General features: G+C 63.7%; 14 protein-coding genes and 2 tRNA genes. 12 read left to right on the forward strand and 4 right to left on the reverse strand.

From position 1 onward, the window contains the following. From dnaA to ACLH0K_RS00025, 5 genes are all read left to right on the forward strand, one after another. Nucleotides 1-1,422, forward strand: a complete 1,422-nt coding sequence (gene dnaA, locus ACLH0K_RS00005; protein WP_411374848.1) for a chromosomal replication initiator protein DnaA — start codon at nucleotides 1-3, stop codon at nucleotides 1,420-1,422. 536 nt (nucleotides 1,423-1,958) lie between these two features. Beyond that, nucleotides 1,959-3,083 (forward strand): DNA polymerase III subunit beta, encoded by a 1,125-nt coding sequence (gene dnaN / locus ACLH0K_RS00010; protein WP_411374849.1) that lies wholly within the window; start codon nucleotides 1,959-1,961, stop codon nucleotides 3,081-3,083. Between the two features lie 123 nt (nucleotides 3,084-3,206). Then, entirely contained in the window at nucleotides 3,207-4,091 is an 885-nt protein-coding gene (gnd, locus tag ACLH0K_RS00015) for a phosphogluconate dehydrogenase (NAD(+)-dependent, decarboxylating) (protein ID WP_411374850.1), read from the forward strand. A gap of 45 nt (nucleotides 4,092-4,136) precedes the next feature. Then, nucleotides 4,137-5,345 (forward strand): DNA replication/repair protein RecF, encoded by a 1,209-nt coding sequence (gene recF / locus ACLH0K_RS00020; RefSeq protein ID WP_411374851.1) that lies wholly within the window; start codon nucleotides 4,137-4,139, stop codon nucleotides 5,343-5,345. Then, nucleotides 5,329-5,889 (forward strand): DUF721 domain-containing protein, encoded by a 561-nt coding sequence (locus tag ACLH0K_RS00025; protein WP_411374852.1) that lies wholly within the window; start codon nucleotides 5,329-5,331, stop codon nucleotides 5,887-5,889. Before recF ends, ACLH0K_RS00025 begins: the two co-directional genes overlap by 17 nt. A 57-nt stretch (nucleotides 5,890-5,946) precedes the next feature. Here the strand turns inward: ACLH0K_RS00025 and ACLH0K_RS00030 are convergent, their stop codons facing one another. Then, entirely contained in the window at nucleotides 5,947-6,579 is a 633-nt protein-coding gene (locus ACLH0K_RS00030) for a hypothetical protein (RefSeq protein ID WP_411374853.1), read from the reverse strand. A 108-nt stretch (nucleotides 6,580-6,687) separates the two neighbouring features. Then, on the reverse strand, nucleotides 6,688-7,596 hold the full coding sequence (locus ACLH0K_RS00035) for a ThuA domain-containing protein (RefSeq protein WP_411376521.1): 909 nt from the start codon (nucleotides 7,594-7,596) through the stop codon (nucleotides 6,688-6,690). 607 nt (nucleotides 7,597-8,203) lie between these two features. Between ACLH0K_RS00035 and gyrB the strand changes: the two genes are divergently transcribed. From gyrB to ACLH0K_RS00070, 7 genes are all read left to right on the forward strand, one after another. After that, nucleotides 8,204-10,291 carry a DNA topoisomerase (ATP-hydrolyzing) subunit B gene (gene gyrB, locus ACLH0K_RS00040; protein ID WP_411374854.1) on the forward strand — a complete coding sequence of 696 codons (2,088 nt, stop codon included), beginning with the start codon at nucleotides 8,204-8,206 and terminating at the stop codon, nucleotides 10,289-10,291. Nucleotides 10,292-10,344: 53 nt separating this feature from the next. Next, entirely contained in the window at nucleotides 10,345-13,023 is a 2,679-nt protein-coding gene (gene gyrA / locus ACLH0K_RS00045; protein WP_411374855.1) for a DNA gyrase subunit A, read from the forward strand. Further along, nucleotides 13,016-13,699 (forward strand): DUF3566 domain-containing protein, encoded by a 684-nt coding sequence (locus tag ACLH0K_RS00050; protein WP_411374856.1) that lies wholly within the window; start codon nucleotides 13,016-13,018, stop codon nucleotides 13,697-13,699. The genes gyrA and ACLH0K_RS00050 overlap by 8 nt, the downstream gene beginning before the upstream one ends. A gap of 96 nt (nucleotides 13,700-13,795) precedes the next feature. Then, nucleotides 13,796-13,869 (forward strand) — tRNA-Ile (locus tag ACLH0K_RS00055). Nucleotides 13,870-13,940: 71 nt separating this feature from the next. Next, nucleotides 13,941-14,057, forward strand: coding sequence for a DLW-39 family protein (locus ACLH0K_RS00060; protein WP_240720894.1), 117 nt, complete (start codon nucleotides 13,941-13,943; stop codon nucleotides 14,055-14,057). A gap of 70 nt (nucleotides 14,058-14,127) precedes the next feature. Beyond that, nucleotides 14,128-14,203 (forward strand) — tRNA-Ala (locus ACLH0K_RS00065). Between the two features lie 100 nt (nucleotides 14,204-14,303). After that, nucleotides 14,304-15,245: a DMT family transporter gene (locus ACLH0K_RS00070; RefSeq protein WP_411374857.1), complete on the forward strand. Its 942-nt coding sequence runs from the start codon at nucleotides 14,304-14,306 to the stop codon at nucleotides 15,243-15,245. 21 nt (nucleotides 15,246-15,266) lie between these two features. Here ACLH0K_RS00070 and ACLH0K_RS00075 read toward each other — a convergent pair whose 3' ends face one another. Beyond that, a complete protein-coding gene (locus tag ACLH0K_RS00075; protein WP_411374858.1) occupies nucleotides 15,267-16,142 on the reverse strand; it encodes a glycosyltransferase in 876 nt (291 codons plus the stop codon). A gap of 138 nt (nucleotides 16,143-16,280) precedes the next feature. After that, nucleotides 16,281-17,249 carry a hypothetical protein gene (locus ACLH0K_RS00080; RefSeq protein ID WP_411374859.1) on the reverse strand — a complete coding sequence of 323 codons (969 nt, stop codon included), beginning with the start codon at nucleotides 17,247-17,249 and terminating at the stop codon, nucleotides 16,281-16,283. Between the last annotated feature and the right edge of the window lie 53 nt (nucleotides 17,250-17,302).

The following is a 17,302-nucleotide window of genomic DNA, read 5'->3' on the forward strand; positions in this document are numbered from 1 at the left end:
ATGACAGTAGACGAAGCCAACCACGCCAATACTGTCGGAAGTTCCTGGCGCAGGGTTCTCAGCCTGCTGGAACAGGACCACCGCGTTTCTCCGCGGCAGCGTGGCTTTGTCATCCTCGCCCAGGCCCAGGGCCTGATCGGATCCACCCTCCTGGTGGCCGTCCCTAACGAACTGACGCGCGAAGTGCTTCAGACCCAGGTCAAGGAGGCCCTCGACGACGCACTGCACAATGTCTTCTCCGAGGACATCAGGTGCGCCATCGACGTCGACACCGACCTGGTGCCTGTGCATGAGGAGCCGGAACCCGCCGTCGAGCCGTCCTTTGCCCCGGACCAGCTGGTCGAGCAGAAGCCTCAGCCCATGCTGCCGAGCACCTCGCACGAGTTCGGCCGGCTGAACCCCAAGTACGTCTTCGACACCTTCGTAATCGGATCTTCCAACCGGTTCGCACATGCGGCTGCCGTGGCGGTGGCGGAAGCTCCCGCAAAGGCCTACAACCCCCTGTTCATCTACGGTGACTCCGGGCTGGGCAAAACGCATCTGCTGCATGCAATTGGCCACTATGCCCGCCGCCTTTACAGCGGAATCCGCGTCCGGTACGTCAACTCCGAAGAGTTCACCAACGACTTCATCAACTCCATCCGGGATGACGAAGGCGCCAGCTTCAAGACCACGTACCGGAACGTTGATGTGCTGCTCATCGATGACATCCAGTTCCTGGCAGGCAAGGACCGGACGCTCGAGGAGTTCTTCCACACCTTCAATTCGCTGCACAACAACAACAAGCAGGTGGTCATCACCTCCGACCAGCCGCCCAAGCTGCTGGCCGGGTTCGAGGACCGGATGAAGTCGCGCTTCGAGTGGGGCCTGCTCACCGACATCCAGCCGCCGGAATTGGAAACCCGCATCGCCATCCTCCGGAAGAAGGCCCTCAGCGAAGGCCTTTCGGCACCGGATGACGCGCTCGAGTACATTGCCTCAAAGATTTCGAGCAACATCCGTGAACTCGAAGGCGCGCTGATCCGCGTTACGGCCTTCGCCAGCCTGAACCGGCAGCCGGTGGATGTCGCCCTGGCAGAGATGGTCCTCAAGGACCTCATTACGGACGACGGTGCGCAGGAGATCACGTCGGCCCAGATCCTCCAGCAGACGGCCGACTACTTCAAGCTCAGCATGGAAGAGCTCTGCAGCAAGTCCCGGACCCGCACCCTGGTGACTGCCCGCCAGATCGCCATGTACCTGTGCCGGGAGCTGACGGACATGTCGCTGCCCAAGATCGGACAGGAGCTCGGCGGCCGCGACCACACCACCGTCATCCACGCTGACCGCAAGATCCGTGAGCTGATGGCTGAGCGGCGTGTGATTTACAACCAGGTGACGGAACTGACCAACCGGATTAAGCAGCAGCAGCGCGACTCCTGAGTCCACGCGCTGCGCACTCTATACCTTATTAACAGGGGCATGTGGATAAGCCTGTGGATACTTAAGGGGACAAGCGCAGTTAATGGGCTTAAAACCCTTAAGCCGTCTGTGGATCGTTAAAAATGCCGCTTTTGGTTGTCCCCATCCACACCCTGTTTAAAACCCAGGAAACGCACACACCATGAACAGGCCTTAACCGCGGATCCGTACGGCACCACGGGGTTATCCACAGTTTCCACAACAGTTATTAACACTACGAATCCCAAAAAATTGAAATTCCTCAAACAACAAGACCTGTCCCGGGACCAACAGACAGAGCCGCCCGGCCCGAAGGGGCCTGGTGAAGGTATTGGGGGATGGGTTAATCCCCACGGTTGCGGCTAAGCTGTCAGCAGCGCTCCCATCCTCGGGTTTGGCGTGTGGTTCCCGTCTGCGTGGACCATGCACCTGCCGGAGGTGAAGCATTCTCTTTCCCGGGGTCCTCCAGCGGCACCCTGGAACGCACACACAGAAGCAATGAAAGGCGGCACCCTTCCGTGAAGTTCAGAGTTGATCGGGACGTCCTGGCAGAAGCCGTCACCTGGACAGCCCGGTCCTTGTCTCCGCGGCCGCCTGTCCCGGTCCTGTCCGGACTGCTGCTGAAAGCCGAAGCGGGAACCGTCAGCCTGTCGAGCTTCGACTACGAAACCTCCGCGCGCCTCGAAATCGCCGCCGACATCCGTGATGAAGGCACCATCCTGGTTTCGGGCCGCCTGTTGGCGGATATCTGCCGCAGCCTTCCTTCGGCACCCGTCGACGTCGAAACCGACGGCAACAAGGTGACCCTCACCTGCCGCCGAAGCAGCTTCCACCTGGCCACCATGCCTGAAGCCGAATACCCGCCGCTGCCCGCACTTCCGGCGATCAGCGGCACGGTACCCGGAGATGCCTTCGCGCAGGCTGTTTCCCAGGTGATCATTGCCGCCAGCAAGGACGACACCCTGCCCATCCTCACCGGCGTCCGGATGGAGATCGAAGATGACCTGATCACCCTCCTGGCAACGGACCGTTACCGCCTGGCCATGCGGGAAGTACCTTGGAAGCCGGCAACGCCGGGCCTTTCCACCAGCGCCCTGGTCAAGGCCAGGACCCTCAACGAAGTTGCCAAGACGCTGGGCAACAGCGGTGACATCAACCTTGCCCTTTCGGACGATGACAGCCGCCTGATCGGCTTCGAAAGCGGAGGACGTACCACCACCTCGCTGCTGGTGGACGGCGACTACCCCAAGATCCGCTCGCTGTTCCCGGAGTCCACTCCCATCCATGCCACGGTGCAAACCCAGGAGCTGGTGGAAGCGGTCCGTCGTGTATCCCTCGTGGCCGAACGGAACACGCCGGTACGCCTCGCCTTCACGGACGGCCTGCTGAACCTGGATGCCGGGACCGGTGAGGATGCGCAGGCATCCGAGGAACTCGAAGCCCAGCTTTCGGGCGATGACATCACCGTGGCCTTCAACCCGCACTACCTTGTAGAGGGGCTCAGCGTGATCGAAACCAAGTTCGTCCGTTTCTCCTTCACCTCGGCCCCCAAACCGGCAATGATCACCGCCCAGGCAGACGCCGACGGCGAGGACCAGGATGACTACCGCTACCTGGTGATGCCGGTCCGCCTTCCCAACTAGTCCCCAGCGCCACCCTCGCCTCGCAAGTCCCCATCGGCCAGGGATCCCTGGCAGCGTGGGCCCAGACGGTTGTTGTCCGGGCCCCAAAACGACAACCGACACCCGCGCAGAAAGAGTTCCATCATGCACATTGGACTGATCGGCCTCGGCAAAATGGGATTCAACATGCGCGAACGGCTGCGCAAGGGCGGCCTCGAAGTTACCGGCTACGACCGCAACCCGGATGTCACCGACGTCGCTTCGGTGGACGAACTGCTGGCCGCCGTTCCCGCCCCCCGGCTCATCTGGGTGATGGTTCCGGCCGGTCCTGTCACCGACGCGGTGATCACCGAACTCGCCGGCAAGCTGGACCAGGGCGACCTGGTCATCGACGGTGGAAACTCACGCTTCACCGAAGACCAGAAGCACGGCGAACTCCTTGCGGCCAAGGGCATCCGGTTCGTTGACTGCGGCGTGTCCGGGGGTGTGTGGGGCCTGCAGAACGGCTATGGCCTTATGGCCGGCGGTGAGGCGTCCGACATTGAGCGCGCACTGCCGGTCTTCGATGCACTTCGCCCCGAAGGCGAACGGGCGGACAGCTTTGTGCATGTGGGTGGCATCGGTGCCGGGCACTACGCCAAGATGGTCCACAACGGCATCGAGTACGGGCTGATGCAGGCCTACGCCGAGGGCTACCAGCTGCTCGCTTCCAAGGACATCATCAGCGACCTCCCGGGCACCTTCCGCGCCTGGCAGAAGGGTACGGTTGTCCGGTCGTGGCTGCTGGACCTGCTGGTCAAGGCGCTGGAGGAAGACCCCGGCCTGCAGAACATCGACGACTACGTCGAGGATTCAGGTGAAGGCCGCTGGACTGTGGAGGAAGCGATCGCCAATGCGATTCCTGCTCCCGCCATCACTGCCGCACTGTTCGCCCGCTTCGAGTCCCGCGAGGACAGCTCGCCGGCCATGAAGATGGTGTCAGCCCTCCGGCACCAGTTCGGCGGGCACGCAACCCGTCCCGCCAAGTAGCATCCACCGGGGACCGCCGCCGTCCCCAGAATTGCCGAAACCCGCGTGTATCTGGAACATCTTTCCCTAACCGACTTCCGCAGCTACGCCCAGGTGGACCTTGCCCTTGGTCCCGGGGTGACCGTTCTGGTGGGCTACAACGGCATCGGCAAGACGAACCTGATGGAAGCGATCGGGTACCTGGCCACGCTAAGTTCCCACCGGGTCAGTTCGGATGCCCCGCTCCTGCGGTTCGGCACGGACCGCGCCTTGGTCAGGGCGCGGCTGGTCCGGGGCGGCCAAACAACTGTCCTGGAGCTGGAAATCAATGCCAGCCGGGCCAACCGGGGACGGATCAACCGGAGTAACCCTGTGCGGGCGCGTGACCTGCTGGGTATCATGCAGACGGTCCTTTTCGCCCCCGAGGACCTGGCCCTGGTAAAAGGCGATCCGTCGAACCGCCGACGGTTCCTGGACGAGCTGCTGGCCAGCCTTGTACCGCACCACGCCGCCACCCGCAGTGACTACGACCGGGTACTGAAACAGCGCAATGCCCTGCTCAAGTCGGCCCGGGGCGGCAAGTTCACGGCGGGACACGAGGCGACCCTCGAAGTGTGGGACCAGCATATGGCGCGGGCGGGCGCCGAGCTGCTGCACGCCCGGCTGGAACTGGTGGAACGCCTGCGGCCGCATCTGGCCCGGGCGTATGCCGGGCTAACCGACGCATCGAAGCCTGCTGACGCCACCTACCGTTCCACCCTCCAGAACCAGATGGACGACGACGGCGTGCCCCTGCCGGGTGCGTCTCCCGCCGGAGTGCCGGGTCCTGCGGGCATGGAGGACCTGCGGTTGCTTTCCGTGGAGCAGCTCGCCGAGCGTTACGTGCAGGCTTTTGCCGCCGCCCGCAAAAAGGAACTGGAGCGGGGCATCTCACTGGTGGGTCCGCACCGCGACGACGTTGAACTTGTCCTGGGCCAGGCGCCCGCCAAAGGCTACGCCTCACACGGGGAGACCTGGTCCATGTGCCTGTCCCTGCGCCTTGCCTCCTATTACGTGATGCTGGACGACACACGTACCGGCGGCTCAGCCCCCATCCTGATCCTGGATGACGTTTTTGCCGAACTGGACGTGCAGCGCAGGCGTAAACTGGCGGCGATAGTTTCCGGCGCGGAACAGGTCCTGGTGACCGCCGCCGTCGACGCCGATATCCCGGAGGAGTTGTCCGGCCGGCGGGTGAAAGTCATCCCGGGAGGTATTGATGAGCAGGGACAATGACCAAGGCGGCGGCCTGCAGCCCGGCCGGGACCCCGACCGGATTGATGCCCCGGCTGCCGCGCTGAACAGGATGCGTGAAGCTGCAGCCGCGCGCGGCGAGATCCGCAGGAAGCCAGCCCGCCCGGGGGCCCAAAAGAACAAGGGCGGAATCCGGGACACGCGCGGCTTCAGCCAGTTCCACTCCAGCGGGCGTGATCCCTTGGGCCTCGGCAAAGTAGTGGGCAGGCTGATAGCGGAACGGGGCTGGACTTCACCGGTGGCAGTCGGATCCGTAATGGCCGAGTGGGCTGCGCTCGTGGGGCCTGACATCTCCGCCCACTGCACCCCCGAAAGCTTCACGGATACCACCCTGCACGTCCGGTGCGATTCCACAGCCTGGGCCACGCAGCTCAGGCTGCTCAGCAACAGCCTGCTGGAAAAGTTCCGCGTGGAACTGGGAGATGGAGTGGTTACCAGCATCCAGGTGCTTGGTCCCGCAGCTCCCAGCTGGCGTAAGGGAGGGCGTGCCGTAAACGGGCGCGGCCCCCGCGACACCTATGGGTGAAGCCGCCGCCGGACACTCAAGCACCGCGCTCCCACTGACGGGGTTGTGACTGCCTGGTTAGTGGTTTCCCGGCTCCTGGAACTCCTGCGGGACAGCAGCGGGATCGCCGTCGGGCGCGAGGAACACGTGGATGTGCTCTCCGCCTGCTTCAACGGTAAGGGTATCCAGTTGCGCCGCCCCGGCCTGCCAGAGGTCTACCGCAGCTTCCCGTTGGTCCGCCACGGCGGCAGTTAGCAACCCGCGTTTGTCTTCGGGCGCATCGAGAAGATGTTGGTAGCCGGCGGCCGCCGACTGGAGCAGGTTTGCTGCACCCAGGAATGCTGCCCGCGTCACCGTCTGCTCACTTGTGCCTTCCGGGACTGCTTCCAGCGCAGAGGCCGCGAGTGCCAGGTCCTGGTTCCACTGATCCACGTCGCCACTCGGTGCCGGCTGTGCACTCTTGCCGGAATCCACCGGAATGACGGTAGCTAGGCCGCGCAAAACGCGCGCCAGATGTTCGTGGGCCTCCTCGGCTGCGGCAGCCAGGTCCGCGTTGATTGCACTCCGCTCCCGGGCCTGGCCTTCGGCGAGCTTGTCCGCAACTGCTTGGATCGAAGTGGTGTCGGGAGCATCATGGTCCGGCCCGGTTCGCCCCGAAACCAGGGCGCCGGCCACTCCGAGGAGGACGGCCGCCATAGCCGTTACGGCCAAGATTCGTGTTTTGCGGGAAAGACGGGAATAACGGTTCAAGAGGATCTACTACCTTTTGCGGGCCCAAGGGTGTTGAGGATTTTCCGCACGCGTCAGTTGCTGTCCTGGTCACTGCAGTTCGCTCTGCCAGGTTTGCAGATCGCGCACCTTGCCGAGCAGCAATTCATAAGCTTCGGAATTGTTGTCCAGGTGGGCGCGAACTTGAGCCGCGGCTGCGTTCAATTTTTCTGCGGAATCGGCATGCAGGCCGGCGTCCGCGAGCTCCTGGGCCTTGTCCAGCTGTTTGGCGAGCTGGTCTGCCGCCTTCAACGAGAATTCATTGCTGGAAAGCAGCTCTGAGGTCAGCGAATCAACCTCAGCCCAGGTGACGCAGTTCCCGCCACCGTTTACTGCGCCGGCGGACCATGCGATGCCGCCCAACAGGTGCTGGAGGAATTCCGGATCAGCATACGATGCTTCCGTGTGCCCTCCGCCGGTGTACCAGGAACGGGCGCCCTCGAAATTGTGGCACCAGGACAGGGGATGGTCTGCACCCATGGCACCGCCGCGGGCCTTGTAGGTTGTTTCGTCAAGGCTTGTGAGAACGCGAACGGAATCGCGGGGGCTTTGCTTGAAGTTGTACCACTCGTCAAACCGCGTCCACGTCTCTCCCAGGTGGCCGGTCGAAGGGTGCGTTCCGTCTTCGACCACCTGGACGGCAAGTTGTTGCTCAGGATGGCTGACTAAGCGGGCGCCGCCGCCGGTGAGTTCGCTGTACCAGGGAATGGTGTGCATGGAATCCGTGGCTGCATGGACTCCGGCAAACCCGCCACCATCGCGAATGCAGCCCTGGAAAGCGGCAAGCTCGCCCTGGTCGAGCAGCGTCGGCTTGACGGGATCGAGGTTGTTGGTGCCGTCGACGGTGGAAACGAAGACTATGGTTTCGTACTTGGCAAGGTCCGAGGCCGTGGTGAAAGGCGTAGTGGGTAAAGTGCGTTCGGGCTGCCCCTGGTTCCTGGCGGAGGTAGGCGGATCCAGACATCAACGCTGAACCCGTTTGCCTCACCCAGGGCAATGATTGCGACTGCGCAGGAGTGATGGTGAGGGCCGGAACAACAAGTGCCGTCCCAATCGCTCCGAGAGTTGCCTTACTGATGTATCGCTTCATTGCGCTCCTCTTGTAGACGGTGGCCCGGTCTATTACTGACCGCCCGGGCACGGGGTCCGGGGGCTAGACGCGTTCACAAATTGGTGTTCGACCAGTTCTATGGCTCCATTTTTTGGGCATGCGGCAACGGCGTATAGAGCGCCGTAGAGGCCGGTGGGCGTATAGGCACCCGGAGGCCCTACCGCCAGCGCACTCTAGGCGTGGTCAGTGGCCTCCAGCGGGCATAGTGGCGTTCGCCGAGAGCGGTTGGATGCAGGGAAATGGAGCCCCGCGCGCTAGAATCGTTGTAGATAACTGGGCGCCGGTGAAACGTTGACTGAGTCCGTTTTCCGTGCGCTTCCGGCACGCGGACCACGGATCCCTCCGTCAACACGCCACCTGCGCTACATGTTTATGTCTGCTGGCAGATGACTTTCCCGGGATACGGGGGGAGGAGTCGGCCGGACACCATTGAGAACAGAGGAGTCGACAGCGCCTGTGGCTAACGACAATACAGATATTCTGGCAGCTGAAAAACCGGTCGAGGATGCCCCCACGCCTGACACCCCCGCCGGAGAATCAGCCCCGCGTGAATACGGCGCCAGCGACATCACTGTCCTTGAAGGTTTGGAAGCCGTCCGGAAACGCCCGGGCATGTACATCGGTTCCACAGGCCCGCGCGGCCTCCACCACCTGGTGTACGAAGTCGTGGACAACTCTGTCGACGAGGCCCTGGCCGGCTACTGCACGCATATCGAGGTAGTCCTGCAGGCCGACGGCGGCGTCAGGGTGGTGGACGACGGCCGTGGCATTCCCGTGGACATGCATCCCACCGAGCACAAACCGACGGTGGAAGTGGTCATGACCATCCTGCACGCCGGCGGCAAGTTCGGCGGCGGCGGCTATGCCGTGTCCGGCGGCCTGCACGGTGTGGGTATTTCCGTGGTCAACGCGCTGTCCACGCGGGTGGACACGGAGGTCCGGCGCCAGGGCCATGTCTGGCGGATGTCCTTTGCTAATGGCGGCAAGCCGCAGGGCAGCCTGGTCAAGGGCGAAGAGACCGACCGTACCGGCACCAGCCAGACGTTCTACCCGGATCCGGACATCTTCGAATCCACCGAGTTCGACTTCGAGACGCTCCGTGCCCGCTTCCAGCAGATGGCCTTCCTCAACAAGGGCCTCCGCATCACGCTTACCGATGAACGCACGCCGGTTGAGGATGAGGCTGACGCCGACCTGGACCTGGACGGCATTGCCACCGAGGGTGAGGTCAGCGCTGAACACCGGACAGTGGTGTACCAGTACAACGAAGGCCTGCTGGACTACGTCAAGCACCTAAATTCCGGCAAGAAAGTGGACGTGGTCCACGAGGACGTCATCGCGTTCGAAACCGAGGACACCGAACGCCGGATTGCCCTGGAAATGGCCATGCAATGGACCAGCGCCTATTCCGAAAGCGTCCACACCTACGCCAACACCATCAACACCCATGAGGGCGGCACCCACGAAGAGGGTTTTCGTGCCGCGCTGACCTCCTTGGTCAACCGCTACGCCCGTGAGAAGGGCATTATCAAGGAGAAGGACGACAACCTCACCGGCGACGACATCCGTGAGGGCCTGACCGCCGTCATCTCCGTCAAGCTTTCCGAGCCTCAGTTCGAAGGCCAGACTAAGACCAAGCTCGGCAACTCCGAGGTCAAGGGCTTTGTCCAGCGCGTGGTCACCGACAGCCTGGGCGACTGGCTGGAACGCAACCCCGGTCCGGCCCGCGATGTGATCCGCAAGGCGATCTCGGCTGCCCAGGCGCGCATGGCCGCCCGCAAGGCCCGTGACAACGCCCGCCGCAAGAGCCCGCTGGAATCCTTCGGCATGCCCGGCAAGCTCTCGGATTGCTCCTCCAAGGATCCGGAGAAGTGCGAGGTCTACATTGTGGAGGGTGACTCGGCAGGCGGTTCCGCCAAGCGCGGCCGCAACCCGGAAACCCAGGCCATCCTGCCGCTGCGCGGCAAGATCCTGAATGTGGAGCGGGCCCGCCTGGACAAGGCTTTGGGCAATGCGGAAGTGCAGTCCATGATTACCGCTTTCGGCACGGGCATCGGCGAGGACTTCGACCTTTCAAAGCTGCGGTACCACAAGATCGTCCTGATGGCCGATGCGGACGTGGACGGCCAGCACATCACCACCCTGCTGATGACCCTGCTGTTCCGCTACATGCGGCCCCTGATCGAAAACGGCTATGTCTACCTGGCGCAGCCGCCGCTGTACCGGATCAAGTGGTCCAACGCGGCGCATGACTACGTCTACAGTGACCGGGAACGTGACGCCAAACTCCTTGCCGGCCAGGCCGCTGGCCGCCGCATCCCCAAGGACAACGGCATCCAGCGCTACAAGGGCCTCGGCGAGATGGACTACACCGAGCTGTGGGACACCACCATGGACCCGGACAACCGGACGCTGCTGCAGGTCACCATGGACGACGCCTTGGCCGCTGACCAGCTCTTCTCCATCCTGATGGGCGAGGACGTGGAGTCGCGCCGCAACTTCATCCAGCAGAACGCCAAGGACGTCAGGTTTTTGGATATCTAGGGCCGAGCTCGACATATCCAGAAACCGGCATATACCTGAAACGGAAAAAATAAATGAGCGACCAGACACCCGAGAACCCGGCGGAAGAGCCCGGCACTCCGGACACCGTCCTTGAAGGCGACGTGCTGATCGACCGCGTGGAGCAGGTGGACCTGCAGACGGAGATGCAGCGGTCCTACCTGGACTACGCCATGGCCGTTATCGTCGGCCGGGCCCTACCCGATGTCCGGGACGGCCTCAAGCCGGTCCACCGGCGCGTGCTCTACGCGATGTTCGACGGCGGCTACCGCCCCGACCGGGCGTTCAACAAGTGCGCCCGTGTGGTGGGCGAGGTAATGGGCCAGTACCACCCGCATGGCGACACCGCCATCTACGACGCCCTGGTGCGATTGATCCAGGACTGGACCATGCGCTACCCGCTGGCGCTCGGGCAGGGTAACTTCGGCTCCCCGGGCAACGACGGCGCCGCGGCCCCGCGTTATACCGAAACCAAAATGGCCCCGCTGGCCATGGAGATGGTCCGCGATATCGACGAGGAAACAGTCGACTTCCAGGACAACTACGACGGCAAGAACCAGGAACCCACCATCCTGCCGGCGAGGTTCCCCAACCTGCTGGTCAACGGTTCGTCCGGCATCGCCGTCGGCATGGCCACAAACATCCCGCCGCATAACCTGAGGGAAGTGGCTGACGGCGTCCAGTGGTACCTGGCAAACCCCGGCGCCAGCCGGGAGGACCTGCTGGAGCAGCTCCTGCTGCGCGTCAAGGGCCCCGACTTCCCCACAGGTGCAACCATCCTTGGCCACAAGGGCATCGAGGACGCCTACCGGACCGGCCGCGGCTCCATCACCATGCGCGCCGTTGTGAACGTCGAGGAACTCCAGGGCCGCACCTGCCTGGTTGTCACCGAACTGCCATACCAGGCAAACCCGGACAACCTGGCCATCAAGATTGCCGAACTGGTAAAGGACGGCAAGATCCAGGGCATCGCCGACCTCCGCGACGAGACGTCAGGCCGCACCGGCCAGCGGCTGGTCATCGTCCTAAAGCGCGACGCCGTGCCCAAGGTTGTGCTCAACAACCTGTACAAGCACACCGAACTGCAGAGCAACTTCTCCGCCAACATGCTGGCCATCGTGGACGGGGTGCCGCGCACCCTGAGCCTGGATGCGTTCATTCGGCACTGGGTGACCCACCAGCTGGACGTCATCGCCCGGCGTACCCGCTACCGCCTCCGCAAGGCCGAGGAGGAAGCGCACATCCTGCGTGCCCTGCTTAAGGCACTGGACATGTTGGATGAGGTCATCGCCCTTATCCGCGCGTCCAGCACGACGGAAGCGGCACGCGACGGCCTGATGGAACTGCTGGACATCGACGAACTGCAGGCCCGGGCCATCCTGGATATGCAGCTGCGCCGCCTCGCCGCCTTGGAACGGCAGAAGATCCAGGACCGCCATGCCGAACTCGAAGCGCTGATCGCCGAATACAACGAAATCCTTGCCTCCGAAGAGCGCCAGCGGGACATCATCAGCACGGAACTTGGCGAGATCGTCGACAAGCACGGTGACGACCGGCGCACCAAGATCCTGATGGGCTACGACGGCGACATGTCAATGGAGGACCTCATCCCTGAAGAGGAGATGGTGGTCACTATCACCCGCGGCGGTTACGTCAAGCGGACCCGCAGCGACAACTACCGCTCCCAGCAGCGCGGCGGCAAGGGCATCAAGGGCGCCCAGCTCCGCGGCGACGACGTGGTGGAGCATTTCTTTGTCACCACCACCCACCACTGGCTGCTGTTCTTCACGAACCTGGGCAGGGTGTACCGGGCCAAGGCCTACGAGCTGATGGAAGCCGGCCGCGACGCCAAGGGCCAGCACGTGGCAAACCTGATGGCTTTCCAGCCGGATGAACACATCGCCCAGGTGCTGGACCTCCGGGACTACCAGCAGGCACCGTACCTGGTGCTCGCCACCAAGCGCGGCTTGGTTAAGAAGACCCGGCTGGAGGACTACGACACCAACCGCTCCGCAGGCGTGATTGCCATTAACCTCCGCGACGGCGACGAACTGGTCTCCGCGCAGCTGGTGTCCGAAACCGACGACCTGTTGCTGGTTTCCCGCAAGGGCCAGTCGCTCCGCTTCACGGCTACCGAGGACGCCCTGCGCCCCATGGGCAGGGCAACGTCCGGCGTGACCGGCATGAAGTTCCGCGAAGATGACGAACTCCTGGCCATGAACGTCGTCACGGACGGTTCGTTTGTGTTCATCGTTACCGAGGGCGGTTACGCCAAGCGCACCGCCGTGGAGGAATACCGGCTGCAGGGCCGTGGCGGCCTGGGCATCAAGGTGGCCAAGCTGGCTGAGGAACGCGGCGACCTCGTAGGGGCGCTCATTGTCCAGGAGGAGGATGAAGTCCTCGTGGTCATGGAAGGCGGCAAGGTTGTCCGGTCCTCCGTGGCCGGCGTGCCCGCCAAGGGCAGGGATACCATGGGCGTGATCTTTGCCAAGCCGGACAAGAATGACCGGATCATCGAAGTGGCACGCAACAGCGAACGCGGCCTTGAGGGCGAAGAATCAGCGGACGATGACGTAACGTTGGCTGAAGGTGGCGGGACCACTGGGGAATCCGCCGAGCCAGGAATGGCAGAAGAATCACCGGCCGTTGAGTCAGAGGACGCCTCGGGCGATGCTGAGCCGAACGAAGACACCACGGAGGTAACGAGTGAGTAATTCCGACTCATTTCCCAAGCCGAACACCACTGTTCCCGACGGAAACCGGCCTTCGGCTGCACCCCGTGTGAACGCCCCCGTTCGTCCGCAGCAGCGTCCCGCCGCGCCCGCCAACGCGCCGGGGCAGCGTCCGGCTGTTCCCGGCCAGCGCCCCGCGGGCGAACGGCCGGCCCCCGGACAGACAGGCCAGCGGCCCGCCCAGGCCCCCGGCCCCGCCGGTGCAGGACATCGCCCCGCCGGTGCAGAACCACGCCCCGCCGGTGCTCCAGCGCCGGGTGCCCCCGGCCTGGTCAAGCCGGCACCAAAGGCAAAGGTACGGCGGGCGCGGCTGCTGGTCAGCAAGGTGGACCCTTGGTCTGTCCTGAAAATGGCCTTCCTGCTCTCCGTGGCACTGGGAATCGTCACGGTGGTGGCCGCCATCGTCCTGTGGACTGTCCTCGACCTCACAGGCATCTTCGACCAGGTGGACAGCCTGCTCGGCACCCTGGCCGGTACCGAAGGCGGGGGCTTCGAGCTGAAGAAGGTGGCGTCGCTGGGACAGGTGGCATCCTTCGCCACGATCATCGCCGTGGTCAACGTTGTCCTGTTGACCGCGCTGTCCATGCTCTCCGCGGTCTTGTATAACATCTCCGCCACCCTTGTGGGCGGCATCGGGGTCACGCTGACCGACGACTAGGACCCGCTTCCGCTGGCTCCATTCCTGCGGAAAGCGCCGATTTGAGATCGGGCCGGGATGTGCTGTAGAGTCATGTCTCGGCCCGATGAGGCATCGGGGCGTATAGCTCAGGCGGTTAGAGCGCTTCGCTGATAACGAAGAGGTCCCAGGTTCAAGTCCTGGTACGCCCACGGAACCTGTGCAGGTTCAAAGGAAGGCATGGACCGGGTAAAACCCGGAGCCAAGCCGGAACGGGGAGCATGTGAAAAAGTTGCTGGTCATCGCAGCTGCAATCGCAGGCGTCCTGGTTTACCGCAAGGCACAGGAATCCGAAGCCCGGAAAGATGTCTGGAGCAAGTCGACCGATTCGGTTGACTAGCCCGGAACCCGGCTGGAGGCTGGTAAATGGTTTTCTGGTTCTAGGGTAAGATGGACGGGTTGCTTCTTATGGGGGCATGGCGCAATTGGTAGCGCACCTGCTTTGCAAGCAGGGGGTTAGGGGTTCGAGTCCCCTTGCCTCCACCATGGGAAAGTCCCGGTCCGCGGAAACGCGGGCCGGGACTTTTGCTTTGCCCAATAACCACCACCAAGCGCCATAGGGTTGAGCAGTGCATAGGGTTGGACAGTGACTTTCTTCATCGCGGCAATGGGTGTCCTGGGTGTTGCTTCATCAGGTCCCCTGATCGCAGCCACGCTGGGTGCCACGAGTGTTACCGCCTTGGCCATCGCGTTCTGGCGCAATGCGATTGCGGCAGCCGTGATGGCCACGCCCACCCTGGTTCGCGAGCCCCGACAGTTCGGAGCCATCACCCGCTACGAGTTCCGCTGGTCACTGGTTGCCGCCGTTGCGCTGGCCCTGCATTTCGCCTGCTTCATCACGTCCCTGCAGCTGACCTCCGTTGCGGCGGCCACTGCGCTGGTCTGCCTCCAATCCGCGTGGATTGCCGTGTTCCAGCTCTTCCGCGGCATCCGGCACCGCTGGCAGGTCCTGGCAGGCCTGGGCACCGCTTTCGGCGGGGTGGTGGCCATCACCGGCTTCGACATGGGATCGTCCCCGGAGGCACTGCTGGGCGACCTGCTGGCCCTTGCCGGCGGCGCACTGGCCGGACTCTATACCCTGGCCGGGGGCAAGGCCCGCCAGAGCATGAGCACCGGAACCTACACCACCCTCTGCTACGGGTTCTGCGCGGTCCTGGTAGCGCTAATGGCCCTGCTGGCGGGGCAGCCCCTCGCAGGCTTCGATGCGGGCGGCTGGCTGGGCATCGCAGCGATCACCGTTTGCGCACAGCTGGTGGGGCACACCGCGTTCAACCACCTGCTGGCCACCATGAGCCCGCTCCTGGTGTCGATGATCATCCTCCTCGAGATTCCCGGCGCGGCACTGCTCGCGGCGGTGTTCCTCGGGGAAACCCTGCCGGCCGGCATCTATGCCGGGCTCGGCCTCATCCTGGCGGGACTCGCCGTCGTCGTGCTGGGCCAGAAGCCCGGGAGGGCCGGAAGGCGCGGGAAGGAGGAACGCCGGGATGAGCCGCCGTCGGAACGCCTGGCGGAGCTGGGAACGGACTGACAGTCTGCTTCCAGGAAGGGACTACTGGCCTCCGCGCCGGACGGGCTGGGCCGTGTTCACGGTGTGGATGGCCCGGAGGATCTTGGCCGGGAAGTAGACCGAGAAGAAGACCACCATCGGCGCCTTCAATGCCATCTTCTTGACGTTGTGCGCCTTGTACGTGCGGTCGAAGCGCGTAACGTAGTAGCGGTAGTCCCGTGGGGAATCCTCCAGCCGGCGGGCTGACATGCCGGACACCATCTGCGGGCAGTACTGGATTTTCAGGTCATGGTCAGCAAGGTGCAGGGACAAGTCAATGTCCTCATGCATCTCGTCCTTTTCATCACGGCAGGTCTCGGTCCGGATGGTCTTCCATGCGGAGGCGCGCAGGGCCATGTTGGAGCCGAACAGGAAGTGGTACTGGTGCTTGGCCAGTTTCAGCATGAGCTGGCGCATCTTGTCGTCCGCCTTGAGGCCGAACCTGCGCATGGGCATGTCGTAGTAAACCACCGGACCGGTGGCCGCCTGCACCGACTGGTCCAGGAAGGCCTTCTGCACCTGCTCCACCCAGTCCGGCTCGAGGACGGAGTCGGCGTCGATGCGGCCCAGGACGTCACCGGTGGCGCTGTCCAGCCCGAAGTTGCGGGTGGGGATGAGGCCCTGTTCACGGTCCTGGCTGAGCAGGAGTATGGGGCTTTCCGGGTATTCGAGCTGCATCTGCCGGACGATGGCTGCGGTGCGGTCCTTGGACAGGTTGTCCACCACGATGATCTCGTGGGCCGGAACCGACTGGTAGATGGCAGCGATCAGGCACTGCCGGATGACGCTCTCCTCGTTGTACGCCGGGATGACAATGGACACGCGGGGCAGCTCGGCTGCGTCGTTCAAGGCATCCCCAGGAGGTTGATCGGCTGACATCAGTTCAAATCTAGCATCGCACCGCTGCGCCGCCCGGGAGGAAGGCAAGGTCTTCGGGCAGGCCGTGCAAAGAACATGAAGACGCCGGAAGGGGCCCCGTTCAGTAAACGGAGCCCCTTCCGGCGTATCTTTACGAGGCTAGGCCTGGCTGGTGCCCTTGTCCCCGTTGCCAATGGATGACTTTGCGTCGGTTGCGATCCTGGCGGTGGTTTCCGACGCATCTTCGGCCACGTGCTTTGCCTTGTCGGCCGCGTCCTCCACCTTGTCCTTGACGGTGTCGGCTGCATCCGACGTGGCGCCAGCGCCCACAGCGGCAGCGGAGGCCGTGGCATCGGCAGCCTTGTCCGCAGCGCTGGCGGCAGTGTCCTTGACCTCATTAACGGTGCTGGCCGGAACCGGCGCCGGCTTGGGGGTCACCGGTGACGGGGTCTTCCAAGGGTCCTCGACCGGCTTGGATGCCTTCCAGGCGGCAACGCCGGCGGCCACTGCGGCGGCAACAACCCCGAAGACCAGCCAGCCGCGCTGCTTCTTGGGCGGTTCCGGCTGTGCCAGCTGGATGCCGACGACGCGGCCTGCCTCCGTTGCCGCTGCCTTCAGCTGCGTGCCGGTGTTCTGGGCCTGCTCCTGGATAATGTGGACGATCCCCACATCACCGAGCTTCTGGGCGACGGCGTCCACGCGGGAGGGCGCGTTCTCCAGCGTGCGGTGCACTGCTTCCGACGCCGTGCCGATCTGGTCCGAAAGCCGCGGCAGGTACTCCACCACAACGCGGTCCCGGGCGTTCAGGACAACCGGTGTGGCCTTGTCCAGGGCCTCATGCAGCTTCGGCGAGGCGCCTTCCACGACGTAATTGATCTTGGGGCCCAGCTGCGCCAGCCCGTCCTGGATCCGGGGAGTCACAACGGCCACACCGTCTGCAAGATTGTGAGCGGCGTTCTTCAGGCCCGACTGGATCTTGGGAGATGCTGTATCGAGGCCCTGCTGGAGACGGGGCACTGCCCAGTCCACGGCTGCTTCAACACGGGGGGCTGCCCATCCTTTGGCATTCTCGACGGCGCCGATGACTGACAGTTCAAGGTCACGGGCAATACGATCCGATTTCTTCACAACTACCTCCCGATTAATGTGACGGTCTGTGGTTAGCCTACGTGGCTTGGTCT

Source organism: Arthrobacter sp. MPF02, assembly GCF_046605375.1.
In the GTDB taxonomy this organism is placed as follows: Bacteria; Actinomycetota; Actinomycetes; order Actinomycetales; family Micrococcaceae; genus Arthrobacter.

What these genes read in the sequence shown, in the direction of transcription:
- ACLH0K_RS00075 (WP_411374858.1), bottom strand. Translation starts at nt 16,142, where the DNA reads ATGTCAGCCGATCAACCTCCTGGGGATGCCTTGAACGACGCAGCCGAG.
- dnaA (WP_411374848.1), top strand. Translation starts at nt 1, where the DNA reads ATGACAGTAGACGAAGCCAACCACGCCAATACTGTCGGAAGTTCCTGG.
- gyrA (WP_411374855.1), top strand. Translation starts at nt 10,345, where the DNA reads ATGAGCGACCAGACACCCGAGAACCCGGCGGAAGAGCCCGGCACTCCG.
- ACLH0K_RS00025 (WP_411374852.1), top strand. Translation starts at nt 5,329, where the DNA reads ATGAGCAGGGACAATGACCAAGGCGGCGGCCTGCAGCCCGGCCGGGAC.
- gnd (WP_411374850.1), top strand. Translation starts at nt 3,207, where the DNA reads ATGCACATTGGACTGATCGGCCTCGGCAAAATGGGATTCAACATGCGC.